The sequence below is a fragment of the Sphingobium sp. TomMM7A genome, assembly GCF_055397305.1.
This window is the reverse complement of record NZ_AP027311.1, coordinates 320,987-337,728: the sequence shown is the minus strand read 5'-3', so window position 1 is coordinate 337,728 and position 16,742 is coordinate 320,987. Positions and strand designations below refer to the sequence as shown.

Sequence of the window (16,742 nt, the reverse complement as noted above, 5' to 3'; positions counted from 1 at the left end):
GGAGGGGCGCGCCCAAAGGGCGCAAAACCTACCCCTCCACCGCAATCACCCGCGCCAAGGGCTGCATCGGGTGCGTCACCACGCTCACCTCCACCAGCTCCAGCGCCAGCAGCTCACGCGGCCCAGCTCCCCGCGCCTCCCGCACCCGATAACCAAAGGACAACCCATCCACCGCGCGCTCCTTCAAAGCCCGCGCCGCCGCCCTCCCGGCAGAAGTCCTACCCGACACCCGCCCAATTACCCGCAGCCCGCGCGCATCCTCCTCCACCCGCTCGACCGTCCCGATCGCCTCGCCCGGCAGATGCTGCCACAGCAGCGGCACCCCCGCCGCCACGCCCGCAAAGGCCCCCGGCCGCACCACATCACCGCCATGATCCACCCGATCGAACACCGCCGCGTATCCAGCGAACCGCACGTCGCACTCACCGCTCGGGCCACTCATCCCCGCACCATGCCGACCAGCCCAGCCTTCACCGCTACACCCAGCAGCACCAGCGCCATCACGATCCGCACCGCCCAGCCGACCACCGCCCCGCGCGCCGCCTTCTTCGCATCGCGCCAGGCGGACAGCAGTTCACGCAACTCCCGCACATCATCCTCCGCGCGCCGATCGCTCAAGCCGAGCCGCTCCAGCGCCCGCCCGGCGCCCAACTCGCTCGCCTCCTCGATCAGCGCGCGGATCATCACCATGTCCATCTGCCCCGGCGCCGCGTCAGCCTGCGCCACCAGCCGCGCCAGCATCTCGCCATCATATTTCATGAAAATGCCCTCCTTCCCCTCTCCCCTTCAGGGGAGTTCGGGGTCGGTCATGCCCCCGGCATGACCTAAACAACATGGGGTGTTGTTTACCCCGAACTGGCGCGAGACTTGGCGGCGATGCCGCCTAGTCGCAGCGGGAGAGGGGAACCGCCCTCTCCTCAACATCCCAACCAACCCTCTTCATCAGCCCCCGCTCCCGATTATCGCGCAGAGCACGCAAAGGCCGCAGAGCAACAAAAAGCCGCCCAAAGGCAGCCCTGCAAAATCCTCCGCGCCCTCTGCGCCTCTGCGCGCCCCTCAAACCCCCAGCATCACCCTCTTCTCATCCGCCGTCAGAAAATCCGCCGCAGCCACCCGCTCCCACAAAGCCGCCCGCTCGTCCGACAAGGCAGGCACCGCATCCAGATCCGCCGCCAAGGACAAACCCGGCCACCACCCCTGCAACCCCTGCGCCAGCCCACCGCAAATCTTCGCCACCAGAGGCAGGATCGTCTGCCGCCACAGCGCCTTGTTCGCCTCCCGATAATTGGCGTAAGCATTGTCCCCCGGCAGCCCCATCAGCATCGGCGGCACCCCAAAAGCCAGCGAGATCTCCCGCGCCGCCGCCGCCTTCAGCCCCACAAAGTCCATCTCCGCAGGCGTCAGACTCATGGCCTTCCAATCCAGCCCGCCTTCCAGCAGCATCGGCCGCCCGGCATTGGCCGCCCCCGAAAAAGCAACCTCCATCTCCCGCTTCACCCGCTCGAACTGCTCAGGCGACATCACCGACCCATCACCCGGATCGTAAACCATGGCACCCGAAGGCCGCGCCGCATTGTCCAGCAGCGCCTTGTTCCACACCGTCGCCGCATTGTGGATCGCCACCGCGCCCGCCGCCGCGCCCACGCATCCCAGCCCATAATGATCATCCAAAGGATGCAGCGCCTTCAAATGCAGGATCGAAGCCCGTCCCGCCGCATCCTCGGGCAGCAACCGCGTCACGCTATCCCCCACGCGATACAGATAAGCCGCAGGCCACCCCCGCGCATCCGCCTCCACGCTGACCCGCTCCGGCCGCAGCGCATAAAGCTCGACCGGCTTGCCATCCGCGCCCATCATCACCTGCACATAGCCATTACCATGCAACAGCAAATGGCTCGCCAATGTCTCGACCAACCCCTGCCCCGCCGAACAGCGCGTCAGCAGCGACAGCACCGGCCCGCGCTCCTCATCCTCAACCCCGCTCGCCAGCAAAGCCATAGCCCCCGCGCCCTCCGACACCAGCCGCAAAGCCCGCTGCGCAATCGGATTGCCAATCACGCCGCTACGCACCTGCGCCTCATAAGAAGCAGGCCATTCCCCCAACGCCACCGCGCCCGAACCCCAGGCACGCGCCAACACCGGCCGCGCGCCCGCACGCGCCGCCCTCGCCCCAAAAAACTTCATGAAAAGCCTCACAAACAAAAAATCCTCTCCCCTTCAGGGGAGAGGATGGTGAAGGTTGGCGGCCTGCCGCCTACCGTAACCTGGAGAGGGGGAACCCCCTCGCCCGCTAGCTCAAGGATTACGCCGCAAAACCCGATCGCACTCGGCGTTGGTCCCCTCACTCTTCCCAATAACACGCCCAGCCACAGCCCCAGCCGCCCCCGCCAGCAGAGACTCACCCAAATTCCCGCCAGCCAGCGCCCCCACGCCAGCACCACCAGCCGCGCCAATCACCGTCCCGCGATCGCGCCCCTTCTTCGCCTGCAACAGGCAATAGCGCACATCATCCCGATCCCGCGGAGCCGCCCGCGCCACCCGCGCCCGCTCCTTGCCATTTAGCGAAGCCGCCATCACCGGCGTCGCAACCAAGGTCGCGCCAGCCGCTACGATCATCATCCTAGCCAATTTCATCAGCCTCACTCCCATTAAAAATTGACTTAGGATAATACGCCGCGCTTGGGCGGCCGGTTCCTCAAACCGCCCGCACCCGCGCATCCCCCCGCCGTCCCAGCATCAACTCGGTCAAAGCCCAGACCAGCGCATCCGCCCGATCCGGCGACCGCCCCGGCCCCACATAGCCACCCCCGGCGATCAACCCGCACATCTCATCCTCCAGCGCCCAAAACGCCCCACGATGCCGCACCCGCCCCGCTTCATACAGCGCCGCCACAGGCTCGGCCCGCGCAGCCTTCCCCCGGCTCGCATGCACCAGCCGCACCGGCAGCGCCGCTTCTGCCGCGCGCAGCACGCTTTCCACCATCGCTCCGCCATTATTCGCCTCGGCAATCACCCGATCCGCGCCATGCACCGCCGCCGCGTCAGCAACCGCCCGCGCCCAGCTTTCCGGACTAGCCTTCTCGACACTCGCATCGGCAATGACATAAGCCCGGCCATCGCCGCCGACCCCCGCCACCACGATCCCGCAAGCATCACCATGCGCCGAAGCCGGAGGATCAACGCCGATGACGACCCGCGACAACAATGCCCCGCCGTCCCCACCACCCGGCACATGCGCCACCCGGCACCGCTCCAGCAGCGCCCGGTTCCACAGCGCGCCCTCGACCTCCTCGATCAGCTCGCCATCCAGCTCCTGCCGCCCCAGCCGCGTCGCGCCATAGCTCTGCTCCATCGCCGCCACGAAACCATCTGCGAGGTTAACCGCATTGTCCGCCGTCCTACCGCGCGTCACCGCGACATCAGCGCCATCCCGCGCCACCAGTCCGCGCACCAACGCAACCGGGCGCGGCGTCGTCGTCGCCATCACTTGTGGAGCCCGCCCTAAGCGCATCCCCATCATAATATTGTCCCACGCCGCTTCTCCCTGCGGCCACTTGGCAATCTCGTCCGCCCAGCCATGGCTGAACTGCGGCCCACGCAGCGATTCCGGGTCAGCCGCCCCAAACAGCAGCGCCATCGCCCCATTGGGCCACACCAACCGCCGCAGCGCAGGCGAAAAGACCGGCCGGTTCCACCAGGGCGCAATCGACAGCAGCCCGGAAGGCCCCTCCACCATCACGCTCCGCGCCTCGCCCAAAGTCGCGCCGACCAGCGCAATCCGCGCCTGACCGTCACTCTCCGCAACCCGCCGCACCCATTCCGCCCCGGCCCGCGTCTTGCCGAACCCGCGCCCGGCCATCATCAACCAGACACGCCAGTTTCCCCCCGGCGCCAGCTGTTCCGGCCGGGCGAGCCATTCCCAATCATGTTCCAAAGCCTGCGCCGCCGCGCCATTCAGCCCCGCCAGCACCCGCTCCCGCGCCGCGTCGGGCAGGACCGCCAACCTCTCGAAATCCGACATGCCACCCATCGGCCCGCGCTCTCCTCGCCCCGCTTCAACTCTTTCCAACTCCGCGCCTCTTCGCCTGGGCCACCTCATCTCTATATGTGAGGCCATGACATCGATCCGCCCCGCCTGCGCCGCCGACGGCGCCCGCCTGCTCGACATCTGGCGCTCCGCCATCGACGCCACCCATGATTTCCTCGATCCAGCCGATCGCCGAGCGCTCGATAAAGAAGTGTCCCGCTTCCTGCCCCACGCCCCCGCATGGCTGGCGACCGACGCCGATGACCGGGCGGTCGGCTTCATGCTGATAGAAGGCACGCATATGGAGGCCCTCTTCATCGACCCCGCCTGGCACGGCAAAGGCGTCGGCCGCGCGCTCGTAAGCCACGGCCTCGCCCTCCACCCGGCTATGACCACCGACGTCAACGAACAGAATGAAGGTGCTCTCACCTTCTACGAACGCATGGGCTTCGCCCGCACCGGCCGTTCGGAAAAGGACGGCCAAGGCCGCCCCTACCCCCTGCTCCACCTGAGACATGCGCCCGAAGCGGGGTGGTGAACCTTCCACCTCCACGTCATCCCACAAAAGCTGGGATCTCATGAGGCCAGACCGAACGCTATCGCCAGAGATGCCAGCCTCCGCTGGCATGACGGAATGAAAGAGTCAGCGACAATTCCCCTCCCCTAAAGGAGAGAGGGAGAAGCTTTGCTCACCCCCCAAATCACCCCTCCCCCCGCCTCTCCCGCACCCTCTCCAACGCCTCCCGCAACCGCTCGACCGCATCCGCCCCGTCCGGCCTCTCAACCGCATCCGCCGCCAGTCTCTCCCCCGCCTCGCGCCGATGCTGCACCAGCAGCCGCACCCCCACCGCGTTGGGATGCCCGCGCTTCACCTTCCGGCTCTTCACCATCCCTTCGCCGTCCAGCACCACCTCTTCCTCTTCCGTGCCGAACAGCGCCTGCCGCAGCAGCAGCGCCTCCAGTTCGGCATAGCCGACGCCCAGCGCCTGCGCCCATTCCCGCGCAAAGCCGGGATCGCGCCGCTTCTGATAATAGGCGCTCGACAGGTTCTTCCCCGCCACCCGCGCCGCCTCGCTGACATTGCAAGTCGCCGCCAGCGTTTCCATGAAGACCTTGCGCCGCTCGACCGTCCAGCCGTCCTTGCGCACGGCCCGCAGCTGCGCGCCACTTCCCGCCGCCGCGCCCCGCTGGCTCCGCTGCACGATCAATTCCCTGTCGGGCGCATCGCTGGCCTTGCCGGAAAAACGCCGCACCACCTTCGCGCCGTCCTCTTGCCCCATCCCCTCGCCCCCCACTATCCCAACGAAAAAGGGCCAGTCCTTCCGGACCAGCCCTTGCCGCGTCACCATCCCGGCGACTCACAATTCCCAATATGGACATAACTGCCAGAACAGCGTGACGATGTCAAGCATAATGTTCCATATAGGTTCGTTCAGGATGCCCGCATGGCTTCAATGCCCTTCATTTCCGCCACCAGCGCATCGGCAAAACTCGGCCGCGCGCAGATTTTCTCCAACCATTGCTCCAGCCGCGGCCAGCGCCCGCCTTTCAAGCTCGAACTGCAATAGCCGACGTTGATCAGCGGACAGGCAACCGCAATATCGGCCAGGGTAAAGCGATCCTCCACCAGAAAGCCGCTCTCCGGAAGGATCTTCTCAATATAATCGCCAATCTTCGGAAGCTGCTCCGCCTCCGCCCGGTCTGCCGCCACTAAATCCTGCGGCATCCCCAGCAACGGAGCAACCATGCGATTGAAAAAGATCGCGGCCCCGGCGGATTGTACGATGGTATCGCCGAACTCCTCATACCAGATCGTCCGCGCACGCGCTTTCGGCTCTGTCGGGATCAACGCAGGATCGGGCTTGATGGCATCCATATAGGTTATGATCGCGCTGCTGTCGCTGATCAGGAAATCACCATCCTGAAACGCGGGCATCTTTCCGAAAGGCGACGCCCGCTCGAAAATCTCGCCGCCCTGGCCAAAGCCGCCGGGCTTCACTTCCACCGCCAGCCCCTTCTCGGCGGCAAAGACGATAACTTTACGGACGAAGGGCGATGGACGCGCGCCATAGATGATCATGAGAGTCTCCCTACTAATCGACGGGACACCTCATCTCATATAGGTATCGAAATGCAACCTAAATTCACATGCCCGCCCCACCGCTGTTGGCAGGTGCTCGGCTATAGTCGATCCTGATCCGCACCCAGCTTCCGACCATCGCCTTCCCATTGACGCGCGGCGGGCGCACCAGGAACTGCCATGCCGCCAGCCGAACGGCCCGCGCAAAGCCCGACCCCTGCGGCGATTCCCCCAGCGCCTGACAATTTTCGACCCGGAAATTCTCCACCGTCTTGCACGCCACCAGCCCCCATCCACCGGCGGGCGCATTGGCGGGCATATAGCCGCCCAGTTCCGCAGGCGTTGGCCGCCGATACCATTCCGCCTCGAACAGCTGGACGCCGCCTGGCCCTTCGCCCGGCCCCGCCGCCATGCGGCTATTCCCTTGCCCGGCCGTGCCCGCGCTCTGGCTGTCATCCGTCTTGGGCATCTTGCCGATGTCCGCCGTCGCCATCTGCGCGCTGTCCAGTTGCAGGAACGGCTGCTTGGTCGGCGGCAAAGTCACGATCGGCTTTTCGACCGGCGTCACGACGGGTTTCTCGACCGGCTTGCGCGGCTTGTCGGGTTCCTTTTCCTTCTTCTCCGGCGCCGCCGCTTTTTCTTTCTTTTCAGCCCGCTCGGGGCTTTTCTCGGCTTGAGGTTCAGGCGCAGCGGCCATTTCGAACGTCACCGGATTGCGCGGATCGACCTTTTGGGGATCAAGACCCGGCGCCAATGTCAGCAAGGCCAGCACCAGCAGCGCGTTCAGCCCCAGCGCAAAGATCAATCCCCCACCACGCTCGCGCACTTTCGACCATGATGGGTTGGAAATCGTCACAAAAAACCGGCCGGGCTACTGATACGGAGAAGAGGGGTGATGCCGAGCCGTTCTCACCGCGTCAACGCCTTCACGATGTTGCAACTCCGTAATGGGATGAAAGCGCTGGCCGTCCCCGGTAATCTCCGCTAGGCCCGCCTCCGATGCTCACCAAGCTTTATCAATGGACGCTGGCCAAAGCCGCCCACGCCCATGCCGAACGCTGGCTCTTCGTCATCTCCTTCATGGAGAGCAGCTTCTTCCCAATCCCCCCGCACCCGCTGCTTGGCCTCATGTGCCTTGCCCGGCCGGAACGGGCGATCCGCTTCGGCATCATCTGCACCATCGCCTCGGTATTGGGCGGCATGCTCGGCTATGCGATCGGCCATTTCCTCTATGAGGCCGTCGGACAGCAGATTCTCCACGCCCTCGGCCTTGCCGCCAAATTCCCCGTCGCCGCCTGCTATCTGCGCGACTATGGCGCGGAAATCATATTGGTGAAGGGCGCAACGCCCATTCCCTTCAAGCTCATCACCATCACGGCAGGCTTCATCGGCCTGTCGCTCTTCACTTTCCTCTGGGCCAGCATCCTGTCGCGAGCCTTCCAGTTCATGCTGGTCGGCTTCCTCTTCTGGAAATTCGGCCGCCCGATAAAGGCGTTCATCGAGAAATATCTGGGCCTCCTCTCTGCGGGCTTCTTGGTCCTTGTGGTCGGCGGCTTCATCGCGGCCTCGATGCTTTCAGGCGGCGGGCACAAGAACGATAAGTGCAGCCACGCCACCATGGCCACCATCCGCTGATCCCTACCCAATGATCCAGTTCCCCGCCCGCTTCCCAAAGCTCACCGCCCTGCTCGCCGGTTTCGTCGCCGCCACCGGATTTGAACCGCTCAAGCTCTGGCCCGTCACCCTCGCCTGCTTCGCGCTGCTCCTCTGGCTCATCGAAACCGCCCCCACCCGCCGCGCCGCCTTCACGCGCGGCTGGCTGTTCGGCCTCGGCCACTTCACCCTAGGTCTCAACTGGATCGCCCACGCCTTCTCCTTCCAGGACGCGATGCCGCACTGGTTCGGCTATGGCGCGGTGGTCCTACTCTCGCTCTATCTAGCGGTTTATCCCGGCCTTGCGACGCTGAGCGCATGGTGGTTGTCTAATAAACTCCCCTCCCGCAAGCGTTCAAACGAGGCACGTGACTCGTTTGAAGGGAAGCGAGACTTGGCGGCTCTGCCGCCTAGTCGCAGCGGGATGGGCAGCAGCACCGCCTTCACCCTCCTCTTCGCCGCCTGCTGGATCGCCAGCGAATATCTCCGCGCCACAGCCTTCACCGGCTTCGCCTGGAACCCCCTCGGCGTCACCCTACTCCCCACCGGCATCCCCATAGCCGCCACCCTGATCGGCACCTATGGCGTAGGCGGCGTCACCATCCTCGCCGCCGGAGCCATCCTGCTCACCGCCAAGCGTCAGTTCCGCCCCGCTGCCGCCATCGCCGCGCCGCTCGCCGCTCTCGCCCTCTGGGGTCTCCTGACACCTGCGCCGCCAACACCACCGGGCGCCCCGCGCATCCGCGTAGTCCAACCCAACATAGGCCAGGACGAAAAATACTCCCCCGAACTGGAAGAGGCTCACTTCCGCACCCTAGCCACCCTCTCCGGCACACCCCGCCCCGCCCCGCGCCTCATCTTCTGGCCCGAAGCCGCCATCCCCGCCTATCTCGACATGGAACCGCAATGGCGCGCGCGCCTCGCCGCGCTGCTCGGCCCCGGCGACCTGCTGATGACCGGCGCGACCAAAGTCTATTTCAAGCAGGTCCAGAAAAACGGCATCACCACCGACGCCCTCGCCGGAGCCAACAACAGCCTCTTCATCGTCTCCCCGCAAGCCAAGCTGCTCGGCCGCTATGACAAAGCGCATCTCGTCCCCTATGGCGAATATCTCCCCATGCGCGCCCTCCTCCAGCCAATCGGCCTGTCCCGCCTGGTCCCCGGAGACGCTGACTTCTGGCCCGGCCCCGGCCCGCAAAGCCTCACCCTCCCCGCCACCCTCGGTCGCCCCGAACTCAAGATGGGCGTCCAGATCTGCTACGAAATCATCTTCTCCGGCCATGTGATCGACGCGAAGAACCGCCCCGCTTTCCTCTTCAACCCGTCCAACGACGCCTGGTTCGGCAACTGGGGGCCAGTCCAGCATCTCGCCCAGGCCCGCCTGCGCGCGATCGAGGAAGGCATACCCATCATCCGCTCCACCCCCACCGGCGTGTCAGCGGTGATCGACGCGCGCGGCCACGTCCTGCGGGCGCTGGGCCTCCACCGCGCTGGCTATCTCGAAAGCGCGCTCCCCACCGCGCTGCCCCCCACGCTCTTTACCCATCTGGGTAATTGGGCGCCCCTCCTGTTCATGGCTCTGCTGGCCGGACTTGCCATTGCCATCCGTAGGGTGAAGGGCTAATAGGGGCACATAAACTTTTCTTTATGTCGCTTTCACGCCAGCTTGGCTTACGGGAGTCCCATGCGCAGCAACTATCTCTTCACCTCGGAATCCGTGTCCGAAGGCCATCCCGACAAGGTCGCGGACCAGATTTCCGACGCCATCGTCGATCTGTTCCTGTCCAAGGATCCGGAAGCCCGCATCGCCTGCGAAACGCTGACCACGACCCAACTCGTGGTGCTGGCTGGCGAAATTCGCTGCAAGGGCGTCTATGAAAATGACCAGTGGGCTCCCGGCGCACAGGAAGAGATCGAACGCGCCGTCCGCGAAACCGTAAAGCGCATCGGCTATGAGCAGGAAGGCTTCCACTGGGAAAGCTTCCGCTTCGAAAACAACCTCCACGCCCAATCCGCGCACATCGCGCAGGGCGTCGACGCCGCCGGCAACAAGGATGAAGGCGCTGGCGATCAGGGCATCATGTTCGGCTTCGCCTGCGACGAAACGCCCGACCTCATGCCCGCGACGCTGGATTACAGCCACAAGATCCTCGCCAAGATGGCCGCAGACCGCCACTCCGGCCGCGCACCTTTCCTTGAACCGGACGCCAAGAGCCAGGTCACGCTGCGCTTCGAAAATGGCAAGCCCGCCGCCGCGACCGCCATCGTCGTCTCGACCCAGCATGCCAAGGGCTATGACGAAGGCGCCAACGAAGCGGAACTGAAGGAATATGTGAAGGGCGTCATCGCCGAAGTCCTGCCCGGCGATCTGCTCTCGGACGAAACCGTCTATCACATCAACCCGACCGGCAGCTTCGAAATCGGCGGCCCTGACGGCGACGCGGGCCTCACCGGCCGCAAGATCATCGTCGACACCTATGGCGGCGCATCCCCCCATGGCGGCGGCGCCTTCTCGGGCAAGGACCCGACCAAGGTTGACCGTTCGGCCGCCTACATCACCCGCTATCTCGCCAAGAACATCGTCGCCGCCGGGCTCGCCCGCCGCTGCACGATCCAGCTCGCCTACGCCATCGGCGTGTCGGAGCCGCTGTCGCTCTATGTCGACACCCACGGCACCGGCAGCGTCGATGATGCGAAGATCGAGGAAGCGATCAAGTCGATCAAGGAACTGGGCGGCCTCACCCCGCGCGGCATCCGCACCCATCTCGGCCTCAACAAGCCCATCTATCGCCCGACCGCTGCTTACGGCCATTTCGGCCGCAAGGCGGAAGGCGACTTCTTCCCGTGGGAACGTACCGATCTGGTCGAAAAGCTGAAGGCCGCGCTCTAAGCGCTTTACCCCGCCACAGATGAAAAGCGGCGCGCGGGCAATGGCCTTGCGCGCCGCTTTTTCATGGGCGCAACATGACGAAAAGTTCACTAGGTTTCCGCCCAATCCCGGCACATACATGCCTTGCCGGACTTGGCCCCCTGTCGGGTCCGGCAACCCCTCCTCCCAAGGAGAACAGGCGATGACCCGGTTTTTGACCTCCGCTCTTGCCTGCCTCGCGCTCCTGGGCGCCAGCGCCACCCCCGCGCTCGCCGCCCCCTGCAAGGACGCGAAAGGCAAATTCATCAAATGCCCGCCCAAGCCGGTCGCCAAAAAAGGCCCGTGCAAGGACGCCAAGGGCCGCTTCATGAAATGCCACTGAGCTGAAGGACCGGCTTCCGGTCTTTTCTTCTCTTTCTCCCGGCAAGCCAAAGCCCGGCCGCAGGACCCGGCCGTGGCCTAGGGTGTGTGGGGATTCAGTTCAGGACGCGGCGAAAATGGTGAATTTCGAGAACTGGCGCGCAGCGTACTTCAGTACGTGAGCACCGGAAGCGCAGAAAGTCGCCATTTGCAGCCCGTCATGGGCTGAACCCCCACACACCCTACTGTGCCTCCCGCACTCGTACCGCTCCTCAACGCGGGTGCGGGAGGCACAACAGCTACCCGCTTGCCCCCGCTGCGCCACGCGGCTAAGCGCCCGCCCATGACCGCGCACAAATCCGGCGACCCCACCACGCTCAACCGCCTCTATGGCCGTCAGTCGGGCCACAAGCTCCGCGCCGGTCAGCAGGAGCTGGTCGATACGCTGCTCCCCGCCCTCTCCATCCCGGAAGAAGGGGAAATCACCGCCGCCAACCTCTTCGGATACGACCGCCCCCTCCACTTTGAAATCGGCTTCGGCGGCGGCGAACATCTCGCCTATCGCGCCGATATGCTGCCCGACCATGGCTTCATCGGCTGCGAGCCTTTCCTGAACGGCGTCGTCACCGCGCTCGGCCATGTCCGCGATCAGGCGCTCGGCAACATCCGCCTCCATATGGGCGACGCGCTCCAGGTCCTCGCCCGCATCCCCGACGGAGCCTTGAGCTTCGTCTACCTCCTCCATCCCGACCCTTGGCCCAAGGCCCGCCACGCCAAGCGCCGCATGATGAACCCCGGCCCGGTCGAAATGATCGCCCGCAAGCTGAAGCCCGGCGGCGAGTTTCGCTTCGGCACCGATCACCCCGTCTATCTCCGCTGGGCGATGATGGTGATGAACGGCCACCCCGACTTCGATTGGCTGGCCAGCGAACCCAAGGACTTCCTCACCCGCCCCGGCGGCTGGCCCGAAACCCGCTATGAGGCAAAGGCCCGCCGCCTCGGCCATGAAGTCTGGTATTTCCGTTACAGGCGCAAATGAATGAACGATCATCCAACATCCGCAATCCCCTGGGATCAGCCCGCTACCCTGATCGACCTCGAAGGCCGCGCCCCGGTCATCGGTACGATCCGTGACTGCGCCCAGCACTTCGCGGTCTTCAAGCCGCATGCCCGCGAACAGGCGCGCGTCCTCCTGACGCAACCCATTCACCGGGCGGGGCGCAAGACCCGCACCTGGATTCTCGAACCCTTCGAGATCGAGCAACTCGCCGACCGGCTCCGCATGGAAACGCACTGATCCACCGACCGGAAGCAGTGGCCCTGCGCCGAATTGGCCGTTAGAACAGCGGGATGAGCGTTTCTCCCCTGATCACCCGCCCCGTCTCAATGATGCGCGCCTTCCTCGCTGCGGAAGCGGCAGGCGGCATAATCCTGATCGCGGCTGCGGCTCTGGGGATGCTCGTCGCCAACTCCGCCCTGTCGGCCGACTATTTCCACACGCTCCACATCGATCTGGCGGGGCTCAGCCTGCTCCACTGGATCAACGACGGCCTGATGGCGCTGTTCTTCCTGATCGTGGGCCTCGAAATCAAGCGGGAGGTGCTGGACGGGCAACTCGCCCGATGGCCCGACCGCCTGCTGCCCGGCCTCGCAGCAGCCGCAGGCGTGGTCATGCCCGCCCTCATCTATGTCGCCATCAACCGGGGGGACGCCACCGGCCTTCGCGGCTGGGCGATCCCTGCCGCCACCGACATCGCCTTTGCCCTCGGCGTGCTCGCCCTCCTCGGCCCGCGCGTACCGGGATCGCTCAAGATATTCCTCGCGGCCGTGGCGATCATCGACGATCTGATCGCCGTTCTCATCATCGCCCTCTTCTACAGCGGACAGCTCAACCTGCTGCCCCTCGCGCTGGCCGTCGCAGGTCTGGCCTGCCTCGCGCTTTGCAATCGGGCGGGGGTAAACAGCCTGTGGCCCTATGTACTCATCGGCGTCTTCGTCTGGTTCTGCGTGCTGCAATCCGGCATCCACGCCACTCTGGCCGGGGTCGCCGTCGCGATGACCATCCCCTTGCGAAAGACCCCAGCCGCCCCCGACGACCAGCATTCGCCTTTGTCCCGCCTCGAACATGGCCTCCACCCTTGGGTCGCCTATGCCATCGTGCCGCTGTTCGGTTTCGCCAATGCGGGCGTATCCTTAAGCGGGGTCGCGCCATCCGACCTGGCTCAGCCCGTACCGCTCGGCATCGCGCTCGGCCTTTTCGCAGGCAAGCAACTGGGCATATTCGGCACCGTCTGGCTCCTGTCCCGCCTCGGCTGGGCCAGCCGCCCGGCCCACTCCACATGGACGCAGGTCTATGGCGTCGCCCTGCTCTGCGGCATCGGCTTCACCATGAGCCTCTTCATCGGCGGCCTCGCCTTCGCGCCCCATCCGGATACAGGCGATGCGGCAAAGCTCGGCATCCTGCTCGGCTCACTCGCCTCCGCCACCGCCGGTTTCCTTGTCCTGCGGCTCGCGCCCGGCCTGATCAGAACGGAAAAAACATACTGATCGCCGCGACCGCGACGACGCAAGTGATCAGGTTCAAGGGCAACCCCACCCGCACGAAATCCATGTAGCGATAGCCGCCCATCTGATAGACGATCACATTGGTCTGATAACCAAAGGGCGTCGCAAAAGCCGCGCTCGCCGCCATCATCACCGCGACCAGAAACGGCCGTGGACTGACCGCCAGACTATCCGCCAGCGCCACCGCGACCGGCGTCACCAGCACCGCCACCGTCGCGTTCGACAGCAACTCCGTCAGCACCATCGTCACCAGATACAGCACGACCAGCGCGATCAGCGGGCTCAACCCATGCACGCTGCCGATCAGCATCCGCGAAGCATCCGCCGCCAGCCCGCTCTGCTCCATCGCGATGCCGATCACCACCATGCCCGCGATCAGGATCAATATCTGCGGCCGCAGCCCGCTATAGGCCTCATCCGCGCTGATCACCCGCAGCAGGATCAGCACAACCGCCCCGGCAAAGGCGCTCGCCGCGATCGGCGCAACATCGATCGCCGCCAGCCCCACCGCCGCCGCAAAAACACCCAGCGCGATCGCCGCCTTGGCGGGCTTCAGCGGCCGGGGCTCGGCGAAGACCGCCGGGTCGCCCACCTGCGCGCTGTACACATGCATGGCATCGATCGGCGCCGCCTCGCCTTCCCGCTCATCCGCCTCATGACGCCCGCCCAGCAGCTTCTTGCTGAACAGGAACAGGTATAGCCCACCCGCCAGCGCCATCGGCAACCCCACCGGCGTAATCTCGAAAATGCCGAAGCGCGGCTGCCCCGCCACGCTCGCCATGTCGTCCACCAGCAGGTTGGTCGATGTCCCGATCAACGTGCAGCAGCCGGTCAGGATTGTGATATAGGACAACGGCATCAGGAACCGCTTGGGCGAAAGGCCCAACGTATTGGCGACGTCGCGCACGACCGGCGCGCCCAACACCACGATCGGCGTCGAATTGAGGAAGCAGGACGCCGCGCCGATCATCGACAGCAGCAGCCACATGCCGGTCGCGCCCATCCGCCTGCACATCGCCACCGCCATCGCAATCGCCCGGTCGAGCAGCCCCGACAGCTCCAGCGCATAAGCAATGACGAACAGCGACGCGAGCGCGATAATCGCGGGACTTGCAAAGGCACCCTGCACATCGACCGGCCGCACGACGCCCGTCATCAACAGCACCGCCGCCCCGGACAGCGCGACGACATCGGCGCGCACCTTGTCCCAGATCAGCGCAGCGACGACAGCGGCCAGCACCAGCAGCGTCAGAACTTGGTCAATCGTCATGCGCCCCCTGCCTCGTGCCTGCCGCCGCCCCTGTCAACGCAGCAAGGCGGAAAAAAGATGATTATCTTCTGGAGGATGATGCTCGATTTGCTATCAATGGCTTATGCGTGAACCCAGTGCCAGGACCAGTCGGCTCGCCATAGCCGCAGGGCTTGCAGCTTTTATCGCGGTCGGGGCGGGCGGTTTCCTTCTTGGACGCGGCACAGCGCCCAAGGCTCCGCCGCCCGCGCCTGCCCCCGTCACCGTCATCCCCCCGCCCATCCCGGTACAGCCGCAATTGCCGCGCCTCTGGGGCCGCGCAGAGATAGCCGACCTCGCCCGCCGCGCCGCCGACGCCCTGTCATCGGGCAAGCCGCTGCCGGACGACATCGCCGGGACCGTGGGTCAGCGGTTCGATCTCTCACTCGCCTTCGGCTGCTCGGGCGCTGCGGAAAAGGACAGTGGCGCCCCCATGCGCTGGCGCTATGATGAAGCGGCCGGCGTGCTCCGCGTCCATGTCAGGCCGATTTCGTGGAAAGCCGCCGATCTCGGACTCCCCGCGCAAGGGGACGGCCATGATGCCGAGGGCTTCTGGATGCTGCGCCCCTGGTCCACCAACGACGAATGCCCCGCCCCTGCAAAAGCCACCGCGCCCGAACCGGACGGAACCGCGCCCACGCCCGACCAAAGCCTGGCCCTCGCCCAATTCGGCCAGAATGACGGCAACGATCTGTGGCGCCACGGCCGCCCCTTCGAAAAGGTGCTGCGCCTCGCCCCTGAAGATTTTACCCCCTCACGCGGGCTGAGGCTCAGGCTTATCGGCCGCATTGAACGCGTGCCCGGAAACGGCCCGGTCCACTGCGCCCAGCCGCTTGGTATCGAACAGCGGCCCGCCTGCGTGCTCGCCGTCACCCTGCGTGAAGTCCGCATGGAAATGCCGGGCGCGGACGCCCCTATCGCCATCTGGGAAAATCGCAGCACGGGCGGCTAGGCGACCCGCCCTGCCGCAAGCGCATGAACCATCCCCCAACCCAAGTGTTGGCCGAGGAAAGGAGATGCGCCATGTCCGACACCCAATCCGACAATCATGAAGAGATGATCCACGAAGACGGCTTGCCCGGCCACGAAAGCAAGCTCGAACCCAAGCCCGAATGGGAACCCCGCTATCCCGGCTCCGGCCGCCTCGCCGGAAAAGTCGCCCTCATCACCGGCGCGGACAGCGGCATCGGCCGAGCCGTCGCCGCCCTCTACGCCCGCGAAGGCGCCGACGTCGCCATCCTCTACCTCTGCGAACATGACGACGCGAAGAAGACTGCCCAGATCGTCGAGGCCGAAGGCCAACAGGCCCTCACCATCGCCGGGGACATTGGCGAAAAATCCTTCTGCGACGACGCCGTCAAACAGGTAATCGACCGCTTCGGCCGCCTCGACATCCTGGTCAATAACGCGGGCGAACAACATCCCGATCAGGACATCACCGATATCACCGAGGAACAGCTGCGCCGCACTTTCCAGACCAACATCTTCGGCATGTTCTTCCTGACGCAAGCAGCACGCCCGTACCTCCAAAAAGGCGCCGCCATCGTCAACTGCACCAGCGTCACCATGTACCAGGGCTCGTCGGAACTGCTCGACTATTCCAGCACGAAAGGCGCCATCACCGCCTTCACCCGTAGCCTGTCGGAAAATCTCGTAAAAGACGGCATCCGCGTCAACGCCGTAGCCCCCGGCCCGATCTGGACCCCGCTCAACCCCTCGGGCGGCGCGAGCCCGGAAAAGCTCGAACATTTCGGCGAGTCAGTCCCCATGGGTCGCCCCGGCCAACCCAACGAAGTAGCCCCCGCATTCCTCTTCCTGGCGTGCGAGGACGGCAGCTACATGTCCGGCCAGGTCCTCCACCCCAACGGCGGTACGATCGTGAATGGATAACTGGTCCAGA

At 65.4% G+C, this 16,742-nt stretch carries 19 protein-coding genes; 10 read left to right on the top strand and 9 right to left on the bottom strand.

The genetic code is table 11. From position 1 onward, the window contains the following. Window positions 1-28 precede the first annotated feature (28 nt). From ACZ5ZH_RS01860 to ACZ5ZH_RS01840, 5 genes are all read right to left on the bottom strand, one after another. Window positions 29-442 carry an HK97 family phage prohead protease gene (locus ACZ5ZH_RS01860; RefSeq protein WP_464771996.1) on the bottom strand — a complete coding sequence of 138 codons (414 nt, stop codon included), beginning with the start codon at window positions 440-442 and terminating at the stop codon, window positions 29-31. Next, window positions 439-759 carry a DUF6127 family protein gene (locus tag ACZ5ZH_RS01855; RefSeq protein WP_464771995.1) on the bottom strand — a complete coding sequence of 107 codons (321 nt, stop codon included), beginning with the start codon at window positions 757-759 and terminating at the stop codon, window positions 439-441. The genes ACZ5ZH_RS01860 and ACZ5ZH_RS01855 overlap by 4 nt, the downstream gene beginning before the upstream one ends. Before the next feature lie 297 nt (window positions 760-1,056). Further along, the gene (locus ACZ5ZH_RS01850; protein ID WP_464771994.1) at window positions 1,057-2,184 is read right to left on the bottom strand and encodes a phage portal protein; all 1,128 of its coding nucleotides are present in this window, start codon (window positions 2,182-2,184) and stop codon (window positions 1,057-1,059) included. Between the two features lie 111 nt (window positions 2,185-2,295). Further along, window positions 2,296-2,634 carry a hypothetical protein gene (locus ACZ5ZH_RS01845; protein WP_460987632.1) on the bottom strand — a complete coding sequence of 113 codons (339 nt, stop codon included), beginning with the start codon at window positions 2,632-2,634 and terminating at the stop codon, window positions 2,296-2,298. 61 nt (window positions 2,635-2,695) lie between these two features. Further along, the gene (locus ACZ5ZH_RS01840) at window positions 2,696-4,030 is read right to left on the bottom strand and encodes a DNA-packaging protein (RefSeq protein ID WP_464771993.1); all 1,335 of its coding nucleotides are present in this window, start codon (window positions 4,028-4,030) and stop codon (window positions 2,696-2,698) included. Window positions 4,031-4,115: 85 nt separating this feature from the next. On the opposite strand from ACZ5ZH_RS01840, the gene ACZ5ZH_RS01835 reads away from it, so the two are divergent. Continuing rightward, on the top strand, window positions 4,116-4,565 hold the full coding sequence (locus tag ACZ5ZH_RS01835) for an acetyltransferase (RefSeq protein ID WP_464771992.1): 450 nt from the start codon (window positions 4,116-4,118) through the stop codon (window positions 4,563-4,565). Window positions 4,566-4,728: 163 nt separating this feature from the next. Here ACZ5ZH_RS01835 and ACZ5ZH_RS01830 read toward each other — a convergent pair whose 3' ends face one another. From ACZ5ZH_RS01830 to ACZ5ZH_RS01820, 3 genes are all read right to left on the bottom strand, one after another. Then, window positions 4,729-5,307, bottom strand: coding sequence for a hypothetical protein (locus ACZ5ZH_RS01830; protein ID WP_464771991.1), 579 nt, complete (start codon window positions 5,305-5,307; stop codon window positions 4,729-4,731). Window positions 5,308-5,459: 152 nt separating this feature from the next. Then, window positions 5,460-6,107 (bottom strand): glutathione S-transferase family protein, encoded by a 648-nt coding sequence (locus ACZ5ZH_RS01825; protein WP_464771990.1) that lies wholly within the window; start codon window positions 6,105-6,107, stop codon window positions 5,460-5,462. 64 nt (window positions 6,108-6,171) lie between these two features. Next, entirely contained in the window at window positions 6,172-6,963 is a 792-nt protein-coding gene (locus tag ACZ5ZH_RS01820; protein ID WP_460987628.1) for a hypothetical protein, read from the bottom strand. A gap of 143 nt (window positions 6,964-7,106) precedes the next feature. On the opposite strand from ACZ5ZH_RS01820, the gene ACZ5ZH_RS01815 reads away from it, so the two are divergent. The 7 genes from ACZ5ZH_RS01815 (at window position 7,107) to nhaA (ending at window position 13,536) form a co-directional block, all read left to right on the top strand. Further along, entirely contained in the window at window positions 7,107-7,742 is a 636-nt protein-coding gene (locus ACZ5ZH_RS01815) for a YqaA family protein (protein WP_464771989.1), read from the top strand. Between the two features lie 10 nt (window positions 7,743-7,752). Further along, a complete protein-coding gene (gene lnt, locus ACZ5ZH_RS01810; protein WP_464771988.1) occupies window positions 7,753-9,384 on the top strand; it encodes an apolipoprotein N-acyltransferase in 1,632 nt (543 codons plus the stop codon). Between the two features lie 60 nt (window positions 9,385-9,444). After that, window positions 9,445-10,650 carry a methionine adenosyltransferase gene (gene metK / locus ACZ5ZH_RS01805; protein ID WP_449471441.1) on the top strand — a complete coding sequence of 402 codons (1,206 nt, stop codon included), beginning with the start codon at window positions 9,445-9,447 and terminating at the stop codon, window positions 10,648-10,650. Window positions 10,651-10,831: 181 nt separating this feature from the next. Beyond that, window positions 10,832-11,011, top strand: coding sequence for a hypothetical protein (locus tag ACZ5ZH_RS01800; protein WP_449471440.1), 180 nt, complete (start codon window positions 10,832-10,834; stop codon window positions 11,009-11,011). A 321-nt stretch (window positions 11,012-11,332) separates the two neighbouring features. Then, window positions 11,333-12,028: a tRNA (guanine(46)-N(7))-methyltransferase TrmB gene (gene trmB, locus ACZ5ZH_RS01795; protein WP_464771987.1), complete on the top strand. Its 696-nt coding sequence runs from the start codon at window positions 11,333-11,335 to the stop codon at window positions 12,026-12,028. After that, window positions 12,029-12,286, top strand: coding sequence for a hypothetical protein (locus tag ACZ5ZH_RS01790; RefSeq protein WP_449471437.1), 258 nt, complete (start codon window positions 12,029-12,031; stop codon window positions 12,284-12,286). Between the two features lie 53 nt (window positions 12,287-12,339). Then, window positions 12,340-13,536, top strand: coding sequence for a Na+/H+ antiporter NhaA (gene nhaA, locus ACZ5ZH_RS01785; protein ID WP_464771986.1), 1,197 nt, complete (start codon window positions 12,340-12,342; stop codon window positions 13,534-13,536). On the opposite strand, the gene ACZ5ZH_RS01780 is transcribed toward nhaA, so the two are convergent. Further along, the gene (locus tag ACZ5ZH_RS01780; RefSeq protein WP_464771985.1) at window positions 13,514-14,824 is read right to left on the bottom strand and encodes an SLC13 family permease; all 1,311 of its coding nucleotides are present in this window, start codon (window positions 14,822-14,824) and stop codon (window positions 13,514-13,516) included. The genes nhaA and ACZ5ZH_RS01780 overlap by 23 nt on opposite strands. A gap of 103 nt (window positions 14,825-14,927) precedes the next feature. Between ACZ5ZH_RS01780 and ACZ5ZH_RS01775 the strand changes: the two genes are divergently transcribed. Further along, window positions 14,928-15,794: a hypothetical protein gene (locus ACZ5ZH_RS01775; protein ID WP_464771984.1), complete on the top strand. Its 867-nt coding sequence runs from the start codon at window positions 14,928-14,930 to the stop codon at window positions 15,792-15,794. A 71-nt stretch (window positions 15,795-15,865) separates the two neighbouring features. After that, window positions 15,866-16,732 (top strand): SDR family oxidoreductase, encoded by an 867-nt coding sequence (locus ACZ5ZH_RS01770; protein WP_460987619.1) that lies wholly within the window; start codon window positions 15,866-15,868, stop codon window positions 16,730-16,732. The last annotated feature ends 10 nt before the right edge of the window (window positions 16,733-16,742 follow it).